Source organism: Caloramator sp. ALD01, assembly GCF_000472625.1.
Lineage (GTDB): Bacteria > Bacillota > Clostridia > Clostridiales > Caloramatoraceae > Thermobrachium > Thermobrachium proteoclasticum.
In genome coordinates this window covers 1-21278 of the sequence record NZ_AXAA01000015.1, presented here as the reverse complement: position 1 = coordinate 21278, position 21278 = coordinate 1, and the positions used below count along the sequence as shown (strand labels likewise).

Here is a 21278-nt window from a genome sequence, read left to right as displayed (position 1 = left end):
TTTTTATTCAGTATAAATAGCATTAAACTTACAAGTTTTAATACAGTTTCCGCATTTAATACATTTATCTTGAGCTATTGTATGTGCTTTTTTTCTTTCTCCTGATATTGCAGAAGTTGGACAACTCTTTGCACACATTGTACAACCAATACACTTTTCAGCATCAATTTTATATGATAAGAGTGCTCTACATTGTTTTGCAGGACATTTTTTATCATTAATATGGGATAGATATTCATCTTTAAAATATTTTAGTGTTGTAAGTACAGGATTTGGTGCTGTTTGACCAAGTCCGCACAGTGAACCATCCTTAACGCTGTAGCAGAGTTCCTCAAGTATTACAAGGTCTTTAGCTGTTCCCTTTCCCTCTGATATATTGTTTAGTATCTCAAGCATTCTTTTTGTACCTATTCTACAGTAGATACATTTTCCACAGGATTCTTTACAAGTAAAGTCAAGGAAGAACCTTGCTATATCCACCATACAGGTTGTTTCATCCATAACTATCATACCACCAGAACCCATAATGGCACCTGTACTGTTTATTGATTCATAGTCAACAGGAGTGTCGAGGAGTTCCTTTGGAATACATCCTCCAGATGGTCCACCCATCTGAACAGCTTTAAATTCCTTATCCTCTTTAATTCCTCCACCTATTTCATATATGACTTCTCTTAAGGTCATACCCATAGGTACTTCGATTAATCCACCACGCTTAATTTTACCTGCAAGTGCAAAAACCTTTGTTCCCTTACTCTTTTCTGTTCCATATTTTGCAAACTCATGTCCTCCATTTTTGATTATCCAAGGTACGTTTGCATATGTTTCAACATTATTTATGTTGGTTGGTTTGCCAAAGAAACCTGATTGTGCTGGGAATGGTGGTTTTAATCTTGGCATACCGCGTTCTCCCTCAAGGGAGGCTATAAGGGCAGTTTCTTCGCCACATACAAAGGCGCCGGCCCCCATTTTAATTTTAAGTTCAAAATCAAATCCTGAATTTAATATGTTCTCTCCAAGAAGATTTTTTTCCTTTGCTTGTTCTATAGCGATATTTAATCTCTCTATAGCAAGAGGATACTCAGCACGTACATAAACAAAGCCTGTATGTGCACCTATTGCATAGGCAGCAATTATCATTCCTTCAATAAGAGAATGGGGGTCTCCTTCAATTACGCTTCTATCCATAAAGGCACCAGGGTCTCCTTCATCTGCATTACAAACTATGTATTTTTCATTTCCCTTTGAGGCTCTTGCAGCATTCCATTTAAACCAAGTTGGGAAACCTGCACCACCTCGTCCTCTAAGACCAGATATTTTTACTTCTTCAATTACCTCCTCTGGAGTCATTTGGCTAAGTGCCTTTTTTAGGGCAGAGTAGCCACCAGCCTCAATATAGTCTTCAATGCTCTCGGGGTTTATGATTCCACAATTTCTTAAAACAATTCTAACCTGTTTTTCAAGTTGTGGGTGAGGCTTCTTGTCGGTTGAAACTATGTATTTTTCAATAGGTAATCCCTTTAAAATATGTTCATTAAATATTTCTTCTGCCATTGATGGACTTACATTAGCATATGTATAGGTTCCATTATCATCTATGATGTCAACAATTGGCTCAAGATAACACATACCTATACATCCCGTTGTTATTATTTCAATGTTTTTATTATTTTCCCTTAAGAGCTTTTCAAATGCATTTTTAATTTTTCTACCTCCAGCAGCAATACCACAGCTTCCAAGCCCTATTCTAATTTTCATCGGAGTTTTTCCTCCTTTCTTTTTCATATATATCCCTTATAATCTTCTTTGCACTATCTGGTGTTAGGTTTCCATAAGCCTCACCGTTTATCATAATTACAGGTGCAAGGCTACAGCAACCAAGACAGGCAACATCCTCAAGTGTAAATAATCCGTCCTCTGTTGTTTCTCCAGGCTTTATATTAAGTTCTTCGCATATTGCTCTGCTAACTTCTTTAGAACCGTTGACGTGACAGGCAGTACCTTGACATTGAAGAATTATATATTTTCCAGTTGGGTTTAATCTAAATTGAGCATAGAAGGTTGCAATACCATATATCTTTGCTCTTTTACTTCCAGTTCTTTCAGCAATAAGGTTTAGGGCACTTAGTGGGAGGTAGCCGTACAATTCTTGTGTATCTTGAAGTATGCTGATAAGGCTGGCACTTTGTCCTTCGTATTTTTTAAAAATTGGTTCCATTAAACTTAAATCAACCTTCTTATCGTCGAAATTTAATGATAGTTTTTCTTCACAGGAACAACTCACATCCATTCCTCCTTCTTTATATAGTTAGCATTTTAAGTTGGAAACTTAATAAGCTGACAATTTGCAAATACAGAAAATTCAAAATAACCACAATTTTATTTTGGCACAAAAAATGTTCTAATTCAAATATTTATTTTTTAATGGGTTGATAAAATATCCTTTTAAATTCATTAAGCTCTCAAAAGAGAGCTTAATGAATACAACTTATATTAAAAATCAATGTCTTTTCCTTCATATATGTATTCAAGAACCTTTTCCATAGTAGCATCATCTATTGGTCTTGGGTTAGAACCTGTACAAGCATCAAGAACTGCATTGTGTGCTATTGACTTAACATTTGCTCTAAAGTCTTCTTCGCTAACTCCATATCCCTTTAATGATAGAGGTATATCCATACTTCTATTTAATTCTCTAATCATTTCAACAAGTGCATTGACAAGTTCATCTTCATTATTTCCTGAAAGTTTTAGAGTTTTTGCTATTTGTGCGTATCTATCCTTACATTCCTTTGAGTTGAATTGAATTACGTATGGTAGATATATTGCATTTGCACATCCGTGGGGTATATGGAAAACAGCACCAGTCTTATGAGCAATAGAGTGTGTTATACCAAGTAGAGCATTGGAGAATGCCATACCAGCAAGACATTGTGCATAGTGCATTTGTTCCCTTGCTTCCTTATCACCATTAAAGGACTTAACAAGATTATCCTTAATCATAACTATTGCGTGCATAGCAAGTGGATCTGAGAATGGTGATTTTTGTGAAGCTACATAAGCTTCTACTGCGTGGGTTAGAGCATCCATACCAGTGTGAGCTGTAAGTGACTTTGGCATTGTTTGTGCAAGTTCTGGGTCTACTATTGCAATATCTGGTGTTATATTAAAGTCAGCCAATGGATACTTTATCTTTGCTTTGTAATCAGTTATAACTGAGAAGGCAGTAACTTCAGTTGCAGTTCCACTTGTTGAAGGAATAGCAACGAATCTTGCCTTATTTCTTAACTCTGGAAGTCCAAATGGAACAACTGCTTGTTCAAATGTAAAATCAGGATATTCATAGAAAATCCACATAGCCTTTGCAGCATCGATTGGAGAACCACCACCAACTGCAACTATCCAGTCAGGCTCAAATTCTCTCATTATTTCTGCACCCTTCATAACTGTTTCAACTGATGGGTCTGGTTCAACGCCTTCAATAAGCTTTGTTTCAAGGCCAGCTTCGTGAAGATAGGCTTCTATTTTATCAAGGAAGCCAAATTTCTTCATTGAACCTCCACCAACAACTATAACGGCCTTTTTACCTTTTAGATTTTTTAATTCTTCTAATGAGTTCTTACCAAAGTAGATGTCTCTTGGTAATGTAAATCTTGCCATAGGATCCCCCTCCTTTAATTTTATCTATAGACTAATAAGCAAATAACGTGCCAAGTTAGTTATTTAACAAACACAACTAATTTTAAGGACAAAAAAATAGCAGATTTAATCTGCTAAAAAATAGGACAGTTTTATAATTCATAATTGTCCTATTTTTTAGCAATGTAATAAAATAGGACAATCTAAATTGTTATGTTGTACCTTTTCATCTTTAAATATAGTGTATTTCTACTTATATTAAGTATCTTTGCACATTTTGAAATGTTGTTGTCATATTTTTTTAGGCAACTTATAATTGCTCTTTTTTCAATTTCATCAAGGGGGCCAATTAAATCATCTGATATTGTATTATACTTACTTATTTGAGTATTTTGATTTTGAGTATTTAAGTTTTCAAATTTATTCATTAAAAACTCTATATTTCCATCAAAGTTTACTGCACTCTCAATAAAATTTTCAAGTTCCCTGATGTTGCCTAACCAGTTGTAGGAGAGCATTTTATCATAAAGTATAGTACTAAGTTTAGGAATAGGTTTTCTAAGCTTTATTGACTTTGTTTTAAGAAAATGTTCTATTAAAAGAGGTATATCCTCTCTACGTTCACGTAAAGGAGGAAGAACAATTGGAATTACTGATATTCTGTAGTATAAGTCTTCCCTAAATCTTCCTTCCTTGACCTCCTGTAGTAGATTTTTATTTGTAGCAGCGATTATTCTAACATCAACGTCAATATATTTATTTCCCCCAATTCTTGTAATGCAACCCTCCTGCAGAACCCTTAATAGTTTTACCTGCATATCAAGGGGCATCTCGCCAATTTCATCAAGGAAAAGTGTTCCACCATTTGCAAGTTCAAATTTACCAGGATTGCCTCCACGTTTTGCACCGGTAAAGGCACCTTCATCGTAACCAAAAAGTTCGCTTTCTATCAGATTTTCAGGTATTGCACCGCAATTTATCGCTACAAAACCAAAATCACGTCTACTGCTATTGTTGTGAATTGCTTGTGCAAGTATTTCCTTGCCTGTTCCGCTCTCTCCTGTTATGAGTATAGTAGAAGGACTGTCGGATATGCTTTTTGAATATTCTATTATCTTTTTCATATTATTACTTTTATATATAATATCATCAAATGTATATCTTGCCTTCATACCTGTATATTTATTTATTAGGTTATATACGTTTTGAATGTTTTTAAAGCTTAAAACAGAGCCGATGATACATCCTTTTTCATCTTGGATTGAATGAAGACTAATAATATATTTTTGTGACTTTCCTTTTATTCTAAAATAAATTTCTTCATCTATTATCTTTTCCCCTGATAATATGCGTTTATTTATTTCCTGCCATTTAGGTAAAATTTCTTCAATGTGCCTCTCCATTAAATCTTCTTTAATACAATTAAACATAGAACAGGCTGATTCATTTATATTTTTAATCAAACCATTTTTACTTAGGGCAATTATACCAAAGTTTATAGATTCAATTATTGTGTTTAGATATTGATATGTTTCCATTAATTTGTTGTTTGCTTCTTCACTCTTGATTTGATTTTCTATTGAGCGAACAGCCGCAACAACAAGTCCCAGCGTATGGGGGTGTACAAGATGACTATTTCCAGTTAGGTTTAATGTTCCTATAATTTCTCCCTTTGTGTTATGTATTGGTGCAGCAGAACAGGTCCAGCGATGGTAGGCTGTTATAAAGTGTTCCTTTGCAGAAATTTGTATAGGCATATCCTCCTTTATTGCTGTTCCCATAGCATTTGTTCCTATGCTGTTTTCATCCATATAGGCACCAACCACCATATTTAATTCCTTAGCAGCAGCAAGGATATCCTTATCCCCTATAGTGCTTAAGATACATCCTTCATTATCTGTCAATACAATAAAAAAGCCTGAACCCTCTAAAAAGTCATATAGTATTTTAATAAATGGAGATGCGATTCTTATAAGGTCTCTGTTCTTTTTCATTAGCAAAGGGATTTCTTCCTTTGTCAATATCTTTTTAGGATAGATTCTACTGGTTTCAATTCCATATTTATTTGAACGTTCGTGGGACTTTTTGATTATTTCTTCGTGATTTTTATTATTGCTTTTCATACGGCCCCCCCTCCCAATATATAAATCTTATATTTTTATTCTATTATTTTGCAAACTCTTTGTCTATAAATTAACAATATTTATGAATGGCGAGGATTTAAGTAAATATTATAAATAAATTGCCTATAATAAATAAATTTATAAAAAATCAGTACTTGATAACTAAATTTTGTTTTGCTAAAATATGAAAAGGTGATGGAGTTCACCTTTAACCGCCTTTGGCTAATGACTCCTACAGAAAATTTTATTTTCTGTAGGAGTTTTTTGTTTAGGGTATAATAAAATAAGGAGGGTTAATATGTTTAGAAAATTATCAAACATAGTTAAGAAACTTGATCATTTTATTTTAACAGTTTCATTAGTAAAATGGTTGTTTTTAAGCAGCATAGTTGGTGTTATAATGGGTGTTTTGTCGGCTTTGTTTTTAAGAAGTTTAAAACTTGCTACAGACTTGAGGGAGGCAAATCCTTGGCTTTTATTTTTACTCCCTTTAGCAGGTGTTTTTGTTAGTTTTTTATATAGTAGATATGGTAAAAATTCTTCTAAGGGAAATAATCTTATAATAGAACAGGCCTACTATGGTGATAGAGAAATTCCTCTTAGAATGTCTATATTGGTATTTGTAGGAACATTTTTAACCCATTTATTTGGAGGTTCAGCAGGAAGAGAAGGTACTGCTGTGCAAATGGGAGGAAGTATATCAGAATTTATAGGTAGACTCTTTAAATTAGATAAGCACGATATGAAAATAATTTTGATGTGCGGGATAAGCAGTGGCTTCGGTTCTGTTTTTGGAACACCACTTGCAGGAACTATTTTTGCAATTGAAGTTATAGCAATAGGATATATGTATTATGAGGCACTTATTCCCTGTTTTATATCAGCGTTTGTTGGTGATTATGTTGCAACATTAGTTGGAGCAACTCATTCCCATTATCATATATTATCTGTACCAAGTGTAACACCAGTAAATGTAATAAAGGTTATTGTAGCGTCAGCATTGTTTGGACTTATGAGTATTGTGTTTAGTGAAGGGGTGCATATATCGAAATCTTTGTTTAGCAGGATTACAGATAATCCTATGTTAAAAAGCTTTATAGGAGGATTTGTAGTAATAGCATTAGTATATATATTTAATACAAGAGAATATTTGGGATTAGGATTGCCTACAATAAAAGAGGCATTTGAAGGTAATGTTTCTAAATATAGCTTTATATTAAAGACTCTTTTTACATCGGTTACTTTAGGAGCAGGTTATCAGGGAGGAGAAGTAACACCAATATTCTTTGTAGGTTCAACATTAGGAAATGTGTTATCCAATGTACTACTTATGCCGGCATCCTTTTTGGCAGCTTTGGGACTTATATCAGTATTTTGTGGGGCAACTAATACACCAATATCATCTTTTGTATTAGGTATAGAGATGTTTGGAAGCAATGGTGTTGTATTTATGTTTATTGCTTGTATTGTAAGTTACTTATTTTCTGGACATCACGGAATATATACGTCTCAAAGAGTGTATAGAAGTAAGAGTAGACTCTTAAATACCTATAATGAGAAGACTTTAAAGGATATAAGGGAAAACAAGATTAGAAGGATATTAACAAAGGGAGAGCAATAGCAATATAAAAATTTACGTGTTTATTAAAGATAAATAAAGTAATTACAAGTTAGAAAAAATTATGTGGTTGCAACAGGAAGAGATGTTACTTCTACAATAATAGGAATATATTAACCATCTAAAACAACTGTATGGATAAATTGATGATAAAATGAACCTTCTGTAGGAAGACTGCTTCCCGCAGAAGGTTTAATTATTTTGAATTTTTTTAAATTGAATTATTTAAAGCAACTTAAATATTAGTGATGTTTATTACAATTATTTAATTCAGAAGAAGGATTGATAAAGACAAAAGGGTGATATATCATATAGTTAAGTCCTTTATTTTAAAATTATGAAAGTGAATAGATGGGGGATTAAAATGCAAAACATCAGAAGAAAGAATATATTACTTGTAGATGACTCAAACCTTATTCAAATTACAATAAAAAAGACATTAGAAGCAGAGGGTTATAATATTGATGTTGCAGTTTCTGCCGAGGATGCCCTGCAGCATATAAAGTCAAGGGAAAAACCATATGATTTGATAATTACCGATATACATCTTCCACAAAAGGATGGTATATACATCATAGAAACTTTAAAAAACAATGAAATTTATGCTATGCATAAATTAACTCCAATTATGATATTATCTTCTGATGCAACTTCAGCAACAGTTAGAAGAGCAATAGAAAAGGGTGCCAAGGAATATTTAAATAAACCCTTTACATCAAAGGAATTGATAAACAGAATAAAAAAGCTTTTATTAGACACAGAGGAGAGCCTATATGCTTTGTTATCAGAGAGTCTTCAGGAGGAGATAGAGAGGGCAAAGCGAGGAAATTATGAAGTATGTTTAGTTATTGCAAGTAAAGAATACTCTGATGGATTAAATATAGAGCAGACTGTTAGGGAGATAAAGGAAGCTTTACGTAAATTAGATACTATAATAGAGCTTGGTAAATCAACTATTGCATTGGTGCTCCCTTTTACCAATAAAAATGGGGCAGAAGTTGTTGTAAATAAAATAAGGACTATATTAAATGATAAATGGTATTTTGGTATAACAAATTTTCCAAATGAATGCCGAACAGTAGAAGAACTTTATAAGGTTGCAAAACAGAGAATAAATGATGAAATAAATAAGGAAATTAGGGAGAAGGAGAAAAATAAGGATGAAAATAAAGAAGAGATGAAAAAGTAAGCTACTTTTTCATCTCTTTTATTATGTACCACATAAGTCCTATAGAAATAAATATATCACCTATGCTTATGACGTAGTGTCTAAAGTGTTTTAATGGTATAACATCACCTAAGAAAGGTAGAAGTGTATTTGAGTTTTGAAGAATATATAATCCTTCAGATGATGCCATAGTTTCTTTTACTTCATTTATAGAAGATATTATTCCTGCTTTAACCATAGCTTCAGGACTTACTGGCATTGCACCACCATTTAAAAAGATGGCAAGTGCATTTAATATTATTCCTATACCTATTACTAAAAAGGCATAGTCTTTTCTGTTTTTATATATAAATAATAAAATGAGTATATATTGGGTCAAATAAAGTATATATGTTATATTTCCCCTTGATAATAACCCTTTTCTAACAAGGGTAAACAGAATAAATTCAATAGAAAAGGCTACAACAGCAAGATAGGGTGCCTTAATTTTTTCAACATCAATATTTTTTATATTTCCTTTAAGTAGAAACCCAACTAAAATACCAATTAAAAGTGCCGCTAAAAACATATCTTAACCCCTCATATTACATAGATTTTCTCTTTCGCATATTTTTAAATATATGTCAACAACTTTAGGATGAAATTGAGTTCCTCTACATCTTAAAACTTCTTCTTTAATCTGTTGTGTATTTAAAGAATTTTTGTAAACTCTCTTTGCCTGCATAGCATCAACTGAATCGGCAAGTTGAAGTATATAAACGTCTATACTAAGCTCGTCTCCTTTTTTACCATCTGGATATCCAGCACCATCGTACCTTTCGTGGTGGTGTCTAACAAGTTCAGGAATATTTCCTATACCTTTAATATCTTTAACAATGTCATATCCAATTGCAGGGTGTTCCTTTATTTTTGCATATTCCTCTTCAGTTAATTTTCCAGGCTTATTTAAAATATAATCAGGTATACCTATTTTACCAATATCGTGTAGATATGCAGCAAGTTCTAATTCCTCTATATGACTTTCACTATATCCAAGCTCCCTTCCGATTGCTTTTACTATATCTGCAACGTTTCTTGAGTGTCCTTCTGTATATTTATCTCTCATTTCAAGGGCATTCATAAGTACCTTTATAGTTTCTTGATATTTTGTTTTAGATTCAATATAGAGCATAAATGTATAGCGGGCAAAAAGGATGATTATAGTTACTACTAAGATACCTACTATATTTGAATTTTTATAAAGGTAAGCAAGGAAATAACCTAAAGGAGCCATAGAAAATATGTTTAAAAGACCAAATTTAAAGTTTTCATATATTGTTTTTAGTATAGGTTCTTTTTCAAGCAATGAAATTAAAATTGAGAATATAAGTACGTTTACGACTAAAAATGTTGTTGTTGTTAAAATGAATTTCATCAATTCATTTATATAATATTCTGTTTTAAAAAAATATGAAAATAAAAAAAATACTTTTGAAGAAAAGAAAATAGATATAGATAAATTAGATAAATTAAAAAAAAGCTTTATCTTAGATGTATTAAAAAAATGTAACAATTCATCATTATCTTTATATATTCTTAATAGTATACTTAGTGAAATTGCAACCATAGCCCAAAATGTATTCAATGAATATATGGCAGCTAAAGTTACAGCAAAACTTGATGTTATAAACATATTTCTATAAAAAACTGGGAAAGACTCTGTTATAGTAGCTAATGTTGTAAATATTATGAAGCCTGGTATTGAATTATTATAATTAGTAGAATATGCGTTTAAAAAACATAAAAAAGATACACTATATATTAAAATTAAATACAATTTAACTTTTTTATTCAATTAGTATCCCTCCTGATAAAAATAAGGCCGATTTAAAATTATCTCCAGTTAAAGTGTGAACCACCTGCTAAAACAAGTGTTAAAAGAGCAAGAATTGCAGGTAAGAATCTCTTCATACGTATCACTCCTTCGCGTTTTTGGGCTAACAGGTCTCCGCTATACGCCTGTCGCATAACTCCGCTTAGGATAAAAATAATTAAATCGGCCTTTTTAACATATTATTAAGTTTTTAAGAGGTGATTTTTTGAATTACCCTGTTGATAGCATCAAGTGTTGCTCTTGCGATTGTTTCATTTACATCGTTTTTAACAAGTGCGGAACCTACTAAAACTTCTTCTGTTCCATATAACAGGGCATTTACTATTACAGTAACAACAGATATATCATTACTTGTGTTAATTAGCACATCCTGAACATCAAATATGTATTCCTGTCCTAAGATTGTTTCAACTGCCTTTAATGTAGTTTTTGATACTAATTTCTTTTTATTTATTGATGTGTTGATTGCTACATCCTCTACTGTATATTCATTATCATCATACATAAGCGTTACACTGCATTCTAAAGTGTTTAACTGATTCTTTAGTTGAACACTGTTAAATTTAACTCTTTTATTAGATATTACATCCTCTGATTGAATTGCTGCTATACTTATTTTATTTCTATCTATCTTAATATCAAACATTGCATAAAGTGCTGATTCAATATCTCTTAAAATTTGTTTCGGTGATTTTAATGTATTTGCTAATATATGAATTTCACTAATTTCATTATTTTCTTTTACAACCTTTGATTTAATAACACCTTCAATTTTGTTAATGACATCCTGTATAGCTAAAACGTCCATATATTTACCTCCGTTTACAAATATTATCATAACATACAATATATTAAAAATCAACAAAATTTTATGAAATAAAATTTTGTTTATATCAATTTTTAACCCTAATTTTATTATTTAGACAAAAAATAAAAAAATCCTTCTTAAAATTTTTCAAAAATATATTAAATTTATATAATATATATCAAATAGTATGTCTTTTAAAATTTTAGGCAGTAGGTTTAACCTACTGCCTAATGGTTTTATTTAACTTCCACAATCCATCCTTCAGGTGCCTTTTCATCTCCAAGTTGTATTGCAACAAGCGTATTGTAGAGCTTTTTAGTTATTGGACCAACTTCAGTTTGGCTGTAGAATACGTGAAGTTTTCCTTTATATTCAATTCCTCCAATTGGAGTTATAACTGCGGCTGTACCACAAGCACCAGCTTCAACAAATTCATCAAGTTTATCTATATATACGTCTCTTTCTTCAACTTCCATCCCAAGGTATTCCTTTGCAATGTGCATTAAAGAATACTTAGTTATACTTGGTAGTATTGAAGGTGATTTTGGTGTTACAAATTTGTTGTCCTTTGTTATTCCAAAGAAGTTTGCAGCACCAACTTCCTCTATCTTTGTATGAGTAGCAGGGTCAAGGTAAATACAATCTGCAAATCCCCTCTTTACTGCCTGTTCGTGTGGAAGAAGGCTTGCCGCATAGTTTCCACCAACCTTAACACCACCTGTTCCATATGGTGCAGCTCTGTCATAGTCTGATACTGTAAAGTTAACAGGTTGCATACCACCTTTAAAATATGGTCCAACAGGACAGCAGAATACTGAGAATAAATACTCTGGTGCAGGTTTTACACCAAGGTTATCTCCAATTCCTATTACATAAGGTCTTAAATAAAGAGAAGCACCTGTTCCATAAGGTGGAACAAAATGTTCGTTTGCCTTTACTACTTGTATACAAGCGTCTATAAATTTTTCTTCAGGAATTTCAGGCATCATAAGACGTCTGCAACTGGAATTCATTCTTTTTGCGTTTTGGTCAGGTCTAAATAGTTGTATTTTACCATCCTTTGTTCTGTATGCTTTAAGTCCCTCAAAGCATTGTTGTCCATAATGAAGAGCTGTTGAGCCTTCGCTGATGGTAACCATATTGTCTTCTACAAGTTTACCATCGTCCCATTTTCCGTCCTTCCAATAGGATACATAACGGAAGTCTGTTTTGATATAGCTGAATCCAAGTTTCCCCCAATCTAAGTTTACAGTTTTGTTCATATAATTCACCTCACTTAAAATGATTGAGAGGATTTTGTGTAACACATTCCCTCATTCCACCTTAATTATAACATAAAAAAAACATTTATGCAGCAATAATGTTAAAATTATTTAGAATTTTAAATAAATTATTTTTTTAACGAAAAATATATTGACACTAAAGCTTTAATATGGTAAATTGATAAATAAATAAAGCAAAAACGATGAAGAGAAATAGTAAAAATAGCTTCCATTTCAGAGAGCATCCGGGTGGTGTGAGGATGTATGAGGGCTATTTTGAACACATCTCGGAGTTTGGTACCGAAGATTAGTAGGCTACCACGGGAACCTTCACCCGTTATAGTGATAGGGTATGTTAGTACCTAATAAGGTTAATGTCGTGAGGCATTAATGAATTGAGGTGGGACCACGGGAGATAAGCTCTCGTCCTCAGAGGAGGATGGGAGCTTTTTGTTTTGTAAAAAAAGCAGTACTGCTAAAAATATATAAAAATTTAAAGGGAGGAAAATGGTATGAAAAAATTCATTTTAGGATTAACTTTATTAATCAGTGCATTTTTTCTTGCATCCTGTTCTAAAACTCAAGTTTCAAATAATGCAAGTAAAATTGTGGTAGTAGGACTTGATGATACCTTTGCACCTATGGGGTTCAAAAATGAAAAAGGGGAAATAGTAGGATTTGATGTTGATTTAGCAAAGGAGGTTTTTAAAAGATTAGGTTATGAGGTGAAGTTTCAGCCTATTGATTGGGCTATGAAGGAATCTGAATTAAATTCTAAAAAAATAGATGCAATATGGAATGGATATACAATAACAGAGGAGAGAAAGGAAAAAGTTGATTTTACAAAACCATATCTTGTAAATAGACAGGTTATAGTAGTTTTGAAGGACTCAAATATAAATAAGAAGAGTGATTTAGAGGGAAAAAGAGTTGCGGCACAATTAAACTCAAGTTCCCAAGAGGCAGTAGAAAAGGATAAAGAAATTTTATCTAAATTTAAAGATGGAAAACTTAATCTTTATGAAACAAACAATGATGCTCTTATGGAACTTGAAAGCGGAAGAATTGATGCAGTTGTTGTGGATGAGATATTGGCAAGATACTATATAAAACTTAAAGGAGAGGATAAATTTAAAATACTTGAAGATAATTTTGGTGAGGAAGAGTATGGCATAGGTTTTAGAAAGGGAGATGAACTAAAGGATAAAGTGGATAAGACTTTAGAAGAAATGAAAAAGGATGGTACCTTTGAAAGAATATATAGTAACTGGTTTAAAAAATAAGAGGTGATTTTGTGGAGTATATTATTAATCTATTTATATCTATGAAAAGTGGAATGTTTGTAACCTTTTATATATTTATTGTAACATTGATATTTTCGCTTATCTTAGGAATTTTAGTTGCAGTGCTTAGGCTATCAAAGATAAAGATGATAGAGATGGCAGTCTCCCTTTATATATTCATAATGAGGGGGACGCCTCTACTTCTTCAGATAATATTTGTATTTTTTGGTCTGCCTATAGTCGGTATAACCTTCGATAGATATACAGCTGTTTTTATAGCCTTTATATTGAATTATGCTGCATACTTTGCAGAGATTTTTAGGGCGGGCATTCAATCTATAGATAAAGGACAATTTGAGGCAGCAAAGGTACTTGGGTTAAGTAGATTTGATACTTATAGATATGTAATATTTCCTCAAATGTTAAAAAATATTCTCCCTGCACTTGCTAATGAAGTAATTACATTGGTAAAGGATACAGCACTTGTTTATGTCGTAGGGATTTCTGATATATTAAGGGAAGGAAAAATTGCAGTAAATAGAGATGCAACCTTAATTCCATTTTTAGTTGTAGCAATATTTTATGCTGGGTTTATATATGTTCTAAGCAACTTGTTTAAAAATATAGAAGAAAAATTTGAATACTATAGGTAGGTGGTAATATGCTTTTAAAGGTAGAAGGCCTTGTAAAATCCTTTAGGGGACAGAGGGTTTTAGATAATGTAAGCTTTGAATTAAAGGAGGGAGAGGTTGTTTCTATATTTGGTAAATCAGGGGCAGGGAAATCAACTCTTTTAAGATGTATAAATGGACTTGAAACTATAGATGAGGGTAATATTAAAATAAACGGAGAATACCTGTATAGGCAAAATGAAAATTTTATTGAAGGTGCAAAGGGTGAAACCTTAAAAAAGATAAGACAATCCATAGGGTATGTTTTTCAAAGCTTTAATTTATTTCCTAATTTAACTGTGCTGGATAATATAATATTATCACCTGTTAAAGCCTATAAATTAGATAAAGAAAAGGCTGTTGAAAGGGCAGTTAAGCTTCTTGAAAAGCTAAACATTTTAGATAAAAAAGACTGTTATCCTTATGAACTATCTGGTGGGCAAAGACAGAGGGTAGCCATTGCTCGTGCGTGCGTTTTGTCTCCGAAAATAATCTGTTTTGATGAGCCTACATCTGCAGTAGATGATGAGGTTAAAAAAAGTATAGCTGATATAATATTGGGGTTTAAGAAGGAAAATATGGCTGTTTTAATTGTTAGTCACGATAAGGAATTTTCCTATTCTATTTCGGATAGAATAATTAAAATAGAAGAGGGAAAAATAATATCATAAAAATTGCTTGTTATGTAAGTTTAAAGTTCTTGACATTCCCCGTAAAAGTTATATAATTTTACTGAAAATATTAATTGAAAGGAATGGGGAGTTGAATTGGAAAAAGGAAAGAACAAGCTAAAACTATACGGATTCAACAATTTAACAAAGACTTTGAGTTTCAACATTTACGACGTATGCTACACAAAGACGGAAGAGGACAGAAAAAAGTATATCGAATATATTGACGAGCAGTATAATTCAGAGAGACTAACAAAGATATTGACAAATGTTACGGAAATGATAGGTGCTTGTGTTTTAAACATTGCAAAGCAGGACTATGACCCACAGGGAGCAAGTGTTACACTGCTTATCTCTGAAGAGGAGGTACCTCTTTATATACTTGATCCATCCTGTAACAGAGGTATATTAACTCCAACAAGAGAAAACATTGTTGCTCACCTTGATAAGAGCCACGTTACTGTGCATACGTACCCAGAAACTCACCCCCAAAATGAGATAAGTACATTTAGAGTAGATATTGATGTGTCAACTTGTGGACAAATATCGCCACTTAAGGCATTAAATTATCTGATAGATAGCTTTGATTCAGATATAATAACAATAGATTATAGAGTTAGAGGGTTTACAAGAGATATACATGGCCATAAGCTATATATTGATCACGACATAACATCAATCCAAGACTATATAGCACAGGAAACACTTGACAGATACAACTTGATTGATATGAATATTTATCAATCAAATATATTCCATACAAAGATGATGGTAAGGGATATAAAGCTTGATAATTATCTGTTTGAAAAGTCAGAGAGTGAATTAAACGAACAGGAAAAGAAGGATATAACAGATAAATTAAAGAGAGAAATGACTGAAATTTTCTACGGAATAAACCTTCCAAATGTAACGAAGTAAAATATTTAGAAAATTTAATATTTAAAAGCTATTGCATTAATTATTTCTTGCTGATATAATTAATGTTACAGGTGAATAAAATACTTTTACGTGTTACTGATTCGATCAGGCATGAGTAAAAGGTATGGAAAATTAGGTTCATCCGTTTGGGTGCCTAATTTATTGTACCTTTACTCATGCCTTTAATATTTTATTTTAAATACAAAAATATATAAAAACTCATTAGGAGGGGAAAGTTTATGTCAACAAAAAAAGCATTTGGTGTCCTACAAAAAATAGGTAAAGCCCTAATGCTACCAGTTGCTCTACTTCCAGCAGCAGGTATACTACTTGCATTAGGTAATATGTTCCAAAACCAAGCATTCTTAGAAAAGGCACCTGCCTTTGGATCAGCAAGTGTACAAGCTATTGCAAGGGTTATGGAACAATCAGGAGGTATTATTTTTGGTAATCTACCACTTATCTTCGCAGTAGGTGTTGCAGTAGGTCTTGCAGGAGGAGAAGGTGTTGCAGGGCTTGCGGCAATAGTTGGTTTCTTAATAATGAATGTTACTATGGGAATAGTAGCAGGTGTAACACCAGCACACATAGGAAAGAGCCCAGCTTATGCAAATGTTCTTGGTGTTCCAACACTTCAAACTGGTGTGTTTGGTGGTATTATAGTAGGTTTAGTTGCTTATGCACTATATGAAAAGTACTATACAATAGAACTACCACCATTCTTAGGATTCTTTGCAGGAAAGAGATTCGTTCCAATTGTAACAGCAGCAGCATCAATAATATTAGGACTTGTGATGGTTGTTGTATGGCCTCCAATTCAAAATGGACTTAACGCATTCTCAAGCTCAATGATTGATGCAAATAAGACTATAGCAGCATTTATATTTGGAGTTATAGAAAGAGCACTTATTCCATTTGGATTACACCATATATTCTATAATCCATTCTGGTATCAATTTGGTGAATATACAGCAAAAACAGGACAACTTGCAGGTCAAGTTGTTAGAGGTGACCAAGCAATATTCTTCCAACAACTTAAGGATGGAGTTCCATTTACAGCAGGTACATTTATGACAGGTAAGTTCCCATTTATGATGTTTGGTCTTCCAGCAGCAGCTCTTGCTATGTATCACGAAGCAAGACCAGAAAAGAAGAAGGTTGTTGCAGGTATTATGGCATCAGCAGCACTTACTTCATTCTTAACAGGTATAACAGAACCAATCGAATTTACATTCCTATTCGTAGCACCAGCATTATATGCTGTACACTGTGTGTTTGCAGGACTTTCATTTATGATAATGCACATACTAAATGTTAAGATAGGTATGACATTCTCAGGTGGTATAATTGACTTTATACTATTTGGTGTAATACCAAATAGAACTTCTTGGTGGCTTGTAATACCAGTAGGTTTAGTATTCTCAGTAATCTACTACTTTGGATTTAGATTTGCAATAAGAACATTTAATCTAAAGACTCCTGGTAGAGAAGATGAGGAAGTTGAAGGAGCAACAGAAGCGGCAGCTACAAATTCAACACTTGCAGCAAATGTTTTAGAAGCTCTTGGAGGAAAGGAAAACATTAAGTACCTTGATGCTTGTATAACAAGACTTAGAGTAAATGTAGTTGATCCTAAGAAGGTAAATAAGGATAGATTAAAGCAACTTGGTGCTGCAGGAGTAGTTGAAGTTGGCGATGGTATCCAAGCTATATTTGGACCAAAGTCAGACAACATTAAGAGTGAAATAAAGAAGATAGCAGGTATATGATAAAATAGAGGCTTGGTTTTTAAACCAAGCCTCTATTTTATATTTTATTACTATTTTTTACAAACTCTGTTTTAGACACATAAAAGGATTTCAAAAAGGCTCTTTCATAATCTTTAGCAATTCTTGGCTTTTCGGCTTTGAAAAAGTCCGTAATTCGGCACAGGAAGTGCCGAGCCGAGCGGCCATCAGGACGATGGCATCGCGAGGGTAGGACTTTTCAAACAAAGAAAAGCCTTAGAATTGCTTGGCGAAATGAACGTAATCCAAAGAAATCCTTTATGTGTCTAATAAAAAAGTCTTGGTTAAAACCAAGCCTTTTATTTTACTCTTCCCAACAGTCTGCGTTCTTCAATCCCTCTATATTTCTTGCCTTAAACTTAGGATCAAATCCTTCTTCCCTTTGCTTTTCATAATCCTTTAAAACCTTAAATGCAACATTTCCAAGAAGAAGTATTGCAATTATATTTAATATAGCCATAAGTCCCATAAACAGGTCTGCTAAATCCCATACTATTTGAAGTGAAGCAATTGAGCCCCACATAACCATTGCTACAACAAGTAATCTATATATATTTAAATAAGTCTTGCTTGGTTTAATGAATTCAATGTTTGTCTCACCATAGTAGTAGTTTCCTATAACTGAACTGTAGGCAAATAGGAATATGCATATTGCTATAAATATACTTCCCCAAGAACCAACGTGATGAACAAGGGCGTTTTGAGTAAGTTGTATACCTGTAACATCTGGATTTGTATATTCACCAGATGTTAATACTATAAATGCTGTTGCACTACAAATTAATAGTGTATCTGTAAATACGCTAAGTGTTTGAATAAGTCCTTGTTTTGCAGGGTGTGATGTGTGGGCTGTTGCTGCTGCATTTGGTGCACTTCCCATACCAGCTTCGTTTGAGAAAAGACCTCTCTTTATACCCATCATTATTGCAGCACCTATACCACCACCAACTGCTTGTTTTACTCCAAAGGCACCTTCAAAAATCATCTTAAATACTGAAGGTATTAATGTTATATTCTTTAAAACTATAAATAGTGCAACCGTAACATAGGCTATTGCCATAACAGGAACGATTGCTTCTGCTGTTTTTGCAATTCTCTTAACTCCACCAAATATAATTATTGCTGTTATAAAGGCTATTACAGCACCTGTTATATAAGTTTTTATTCCAAATGCTTTTTGGAAGGCTTGAGAAATTGTGTTTGCTTGAACAGAATTAAATACAAGCCCGAAACATATTGTTATAAGGATTGAAAAAAGTATTCCCATCCATCTTTGACCTAAGGCTCTTTCCATATAGTAGGCAGGGCCTCCGCGATAGTTTTCACCATCTTTAACTTTATAAACTTGTGCGAGTGTGCTTTCAACAAAGCTTGATGCACCACCAATTATAGCTATAACCCACATCCAAAATATAGCACCAGGACCTCCAACGGTTATTGCTGTTGCAACGCCCGCAAGGTTTCCTGTTCCAACACGGGATGCGGTACTTATACAGAAGGCTTGAAAGGATGAAATATGGCTTGTCCCCTTTGCACTGCCTGTTCCTTCTGTTAGAAGTTTAAACATCTCCTTGAAGTATCTTAGCTGAACAAATCTTGTTCTGAAGGAAAAATAAAGTCCGGCTGCAATTAATAGTGCAATTATAATATAAGACCAAAGAATGTTGTTTGTATTATTGATTAAATTTGATAACAATTGATCCATACCACACCTCCAATTTTTAATTTTAACAAAATTGTATCAGATTCGACTTAATTAGTCAATTGAAAGAAAATTACAAAAATATATGGTATAATAAAAAGAAAGGGGGGCTTTGTATGAAGATTAAATTCTGTGGTGCAGCAGGACAAGTTACAGGTTCTTGCTACCTAATTGAAACAAACAAAAGAAAATTTTTAGTTGATTGTGGAATGTTTCAGGGAAATGTATTTGATTTAAACTATGAACCATTTCCCTTTAATCCAAAGGATGTTGATTTTGTAATTCTAACTCACGCCCATATAGACCATTCAGGAAGACTTCCTATGCTTTATAAGCAAGGCTTTAGGGGAACTGTGTATGCAACATCTGCAACCTGTGATTTGGTAAATATAATGCTTAAGGATAGTGGTCATATTCAGGAGTTTGAAGCAAAATGGAGGACTAAAAAGAGATTAAGAAAGGGGCTTGACCCGGTTGAACCTTTATATACGGTTGAAGATGCACTTGTTGTTAATGATTATCTTTATAGGGCATCATATGATAAGTGGATTACAATTGATAAAAACATAGAGTTTATGTTTAAAGATGCTGGGCATCTTTTAGGCTCTGCAATAGTAGTTATAAAGATAAAGGAAAATAAAAGGGAGAATATTATAACCTTCAGTGGAGATTTGGGTAACTTTAATATTCCAATAATAAAAAATTATGAGTATATAGATTATACAGATTATCTTGTAATTGAATCAACATATGGAAACAGATTTCACGAATCAAGGGCAGAAGAGGCAAAATCCCTATATGATATAATAATAAATACTGTTAAAGCAGGGGGAAATGTAATAATACCTGCCTTTTCAGTTGGAAGGACACAGGAGGTTTTATACATTTTAAATCAATACATTGATATCGAAAAAAAGGAAGAACTAAAAAATATAGAGTTTTATCTTGATAGTCCTCTTGCAAGGGAGGCACTTGAGATATTTGAGAAGCATAAGGAATGCTATGATGAAGAGGCATTAAATTTATTGTCAAAAGATATAGATGTGCTTCACTTTGATAATCTTTATATTGTACAAACAGCTGAGGAATCCCAAGCATTAAATGAGAAGCAGGGGGTAGTTATAATTTCTGCAAGTGGTATGTGTGAAGCAGGTAGAATAAAGCACCATTTAAAACATAATATATGGAAAAAGAACACCTCTATAATATTTGTTGGTTATCAGGCTGAGGGAACATTAGGTAGAAGAATATTAGATGGAGAGAAAAGGGTAAAAATATTTGGGGAAGAAATGGTTGTAAATGCCAACATATACAGCATTCCTTCGTTATCAGGGCACGCAGATTTAGGAGGACTTTTGAATTGGGTAAAGAACATTAAAAATGGTGTTTTTAAGAAAATATTTGTAACCCACGGTGAAGAGGAGGCATCTAAAAATTTAAAGGAGGAACTTGAGAGGTTTGTTCAATGCAAAGTTGAAATACCTAAGCTGTATGATGAATTTCAGAGATTTCGCACTTGAAAATTTTTAGGGTGGTAAGTCCGTTGATTTATAAGGGTTAAGAAATAGTAAGTAGAAATTAGGTATTTTCCGATTTTTACTGGAAAATATAGAGAAAAAATTTGCATAAAGAAAGCATCCTTTTTATAATAGTTTTGCCACAAACAAACATAAAAAGGATGCTGATGAAATGAACAAAAGTTATTTAAAACAAATGCTCACTTACTTTTCTAAAGTATATCATCTTGGAGAAAAA

The 21278-nt window shown here is 32.9% G+C and carries 18 protein-coding genes, 1 riboswitch and 1 other annotated feature; of the genes, 8 read left to right on the top strand and 10 right to left on the bottom strand.

Annotated elements, in window-relative coordinates:
• Positions 1 to 3 precede the first annotated feature (3 nt).
• The 4 genes from A3M9_RS0107425 to A3M9_RS0107410 all read right to left on the bottom strand — a co-directional run bounded on the left by A3M9_RS0107425 (position 4) and on the right by A3M9_RS0107410 (position 5762).
• Entirely contained in the window at positions 4 to 1758 is a 1755-nt protein-coding gene (locus A3M9_RS0107425; protein ID WP_027308668.1) for an NADH-quinone oxidoreductase subunit NuoF, read from the bottom strand.
• Entirely contained in the window at positions 1748 to 2284 is a 537-nt protein-coding gene (nuoE, locus tag A3M9_RS0107420; RefSeq protein WP_341465368.1) for an NADH-quinone oxidoreductase subunit NuoE, read from the bottom strand. Before nuoE ends, A3M9_RS0107425 begins: the two co-directional genes overlap by 11 nt.
• A gap of 209 nt (positions 2285 to 2493) precedes the next feature.
• Positions 2494 to 3660, bottom strand: coding sequence for an iron-containing alcohol dehydrogenase (locus A3M9_RS0107415; protein ID WP_027308666.1), 1167 nt, complete (start codon positions 3658 to 3660; stop codon positions 2494 to 2496).
• Between the two features lie 182 nt (positions 3661 to 3842).
• The gene (locus A3M9_RS0107410; protein ID WP_027308665.1) at positions 3843 to 5762 is read right to left on the bottom strand and encodes a sigma-54-dependent Fis family transcriptional regulator; all 1920 of its coding nucleotides are present in this window, start codon (positions 5760 to 5762) and stop codon (positions 3843 to 3845) included.
• A 182-nt stretch (positions 5763 to 5944) separates the two neighbouring features.
• A riboswitch (Fluoride riboswitch) is annotated at positions 5945 to 6004 on the top strand.
• A gap of 56 nt (positions 6005 to 6060) precedes the next feature.
• On the opposite strand from A3M9_RS0107410, the gene A3M9_RS0107405 reads away from it, so the two are divergent.
• The gene (locus tag A3M9_RS0107405) at positions 6061 to 7383 is read left to right on the top strand and encodes a voltage-gated chloride channel family protein (RefSeq protein ID WP_035166112.1); all 1323 of its coding nucleotides are present in this window, start codon (positions 6061 to 6063) and stop codon (positions 7381 to 7383) included.
• 361 nt (positions 7384 to 7744) lie between these two features.
• Entirely contained in the window at positions 7745 to 8569 is an 825-nt protein-coding gene (locus A3M9_RS0107400; protein ID WP_027308663.1) for a response regulator, read from the top strand.
• A 1-nt stretch (position 8570) separates the two neighbouring features.
• Here the strand turns inward: A3M9_RS0107400 and A3M9_RS0107395 are convergent, their stop codons facing one another.
• The 5 genes from A3M9_RS0107395 to A3M9_RS0107380 form a co-directional block, all read right to left on the bottom strand.
• On the bottom strand, positions 8571 to 9116 hold the full coding sequence (locus tag A3M9_RS0107395) for a DUF5317 domain-containing protein (RefSeq protein WP_027308662.1): 546 nt from the start codon (positions 9114 to 9116) through the stop codon (positions 8571 to 8573).
• A gap of 3 nt (positions 9117 to 9119) precedes the next feature.
• The gene (locus A3M9_RS0107390; protein ID WP_027308661.1) at positions 9120 to 10382 is read right to left on the bottom strand and encodes an HD-GYP domain-containing protein; all 1263 of its coding nucleotides are present in this window, start codon (positions 10380 to 10382) and stop codon (positions 9120 to 9122) included.
• A 38-nt stretch (positions 10383 to 10420) separates the two neighbouring features.
• The gene (locus A3M9_RS14985; protein WP_256379680.1) at positions 10421 to 10555 is read right to left on the bottom strand and encodes a hypothetical protein; all 135 of its coding nucleotides are present in this window, start codon (positions 10553 to 10555) and stop codon (positions 10421 to 10423) included.
• A gap of 56 nt (positions 10556 to 10611) precedes the next feature.
• A complete protein-coding gene (locus A3M9_RS0107385) occupies positions 10612 to 11229 on the bottom strand; it encodes a hypothetical protein (protein ID WP_027308660.1) in 618 nt (205 codons plus the stop codon).
• Between the two features lie 236 nt (positions 11230 to 11465).
• Positions 11466 to 12491 carry a branched-chain amino acid aminotransferase gene (locus A3M9_RS0107380; protein ID WP_027308659.1) on the bottom strand — a complete coding sequence of 342 codons (1026 nt, stop codon included), beginning with the start codon at positions 12489 to 12491 and terminating at the stop codon, positions 11466 to 11468.
• Positions 12492 to 12685: 194 nt separating this feature from the next.
• Positions 12686 to 12925 (top strand) — a binding site (T-box leader).
• A 78-nt stretch (positions 12926 to 13003) separates the two neighbouring features.
• Between A3M9_RS0107380 and A3M9_RS0107375 the strand changes: the two genes are divergently transcribed.
• The 5 genes from A3M9_RS0107375 (at position 13004) to ptsG (ending at position 17803) form a co-directional block, all read left to right on the top strand.
• Positions 13004 to 13774, top strand: coding sequence for an amino acid ABC transporter substrate-binding protein (locus A3M9_RS0107375; protein ID WP_027308658.1), 771 nt, complete (start codon positions 13004 to 13006; stop codon positions 13772 to 13774).
• Positions 13775 to 13785: 11 nt separating this feature from the next.
• Positions 13786 to 14427 carry an amino acid ABC transporter permease gene (locus A3M9_RS0107370; protein ID WP_027308657.1) on the top strand — a complete coding sequence of 214 codons (642 nt, stop codon included), beginning with the start codon at positions 13786 to 13788 and terminating at the stop codon, positions 14425 to 14427.
• Between the two features lie 8 nt (positions 14428 to 14435).
• On the top strand, positions 14436 to 15116 hold the full coding sequence (locus A3M9_RS0107365) for an amino acid ABC transporter ATP-binding protein (RefSeq protein WP_027308656.1): 681 nt from the start codon (positions 14436 to 14438) through the stop codon (positions 15114 to 15116).
• 96 nt (positions 15117 to 15212) lie between these two features.
• On the top strand, positions 15213 to 16034 hold the full coding sequence (speD, locus tag A3M9_RS0107360; protein WP_027308655.1) for an adenosylmethionine decarboxylase: 822 nt from the start codon (positions 15213 to 15215) through the stop codon (positions 16032 to 16034).
• 239 nt (positions 16035 to 16273) lie between these two features.
• Positions 16274 to 17803 (top strand): glucose-specific PTS transporter subunit IIBC, encoded by a 1530-nt coding sequence (gene ptsG, locus A3M9_RS13430; protein ID WP_084424690.1) that lies wholly within the window; start codon positions 16274 to 16276, stop codon positions 17801 to 17803.
• A 322-nt stretch (positions 17804 to 18125) separates the two neighbouring features.
• On the opposite strand, the gene A3M9_RS0107350 is transcribed toward ptsG, so the two are convergent.
• The gene (locus A3M9_RS0107350; RefSeq protein ID WP_027308654.1) at positions 18126 to 19526 is read right to left on the bottom strand and encodes a sodium:alanine symporter family protein; all 1401 of its coding nucleotides are present in this window, start codon (positions 19524 to 19526) and stop codon (positions 18126 to 18128) included.
• Between the two features lie 113 nt (positions 19527 to 19639).
• Here A3M9_RS0107350 and A3M9_RS13425 point away from each other — a divergent pair, with 113 nt between their 5' ends.
• Positions 19640 to 21043 (top strand): MBL fold metallo-hydrolase, encoded by a 1404-nt coding sequence (locus A3M9_RS13425; protein ID WP_084424688.1) that lies wholly within the window; start codon positions 19640 to 19642, stop codon positions 21041 to 21043.
• Positions 21044 to 21278: the final 235 nt, after the last annotated feature.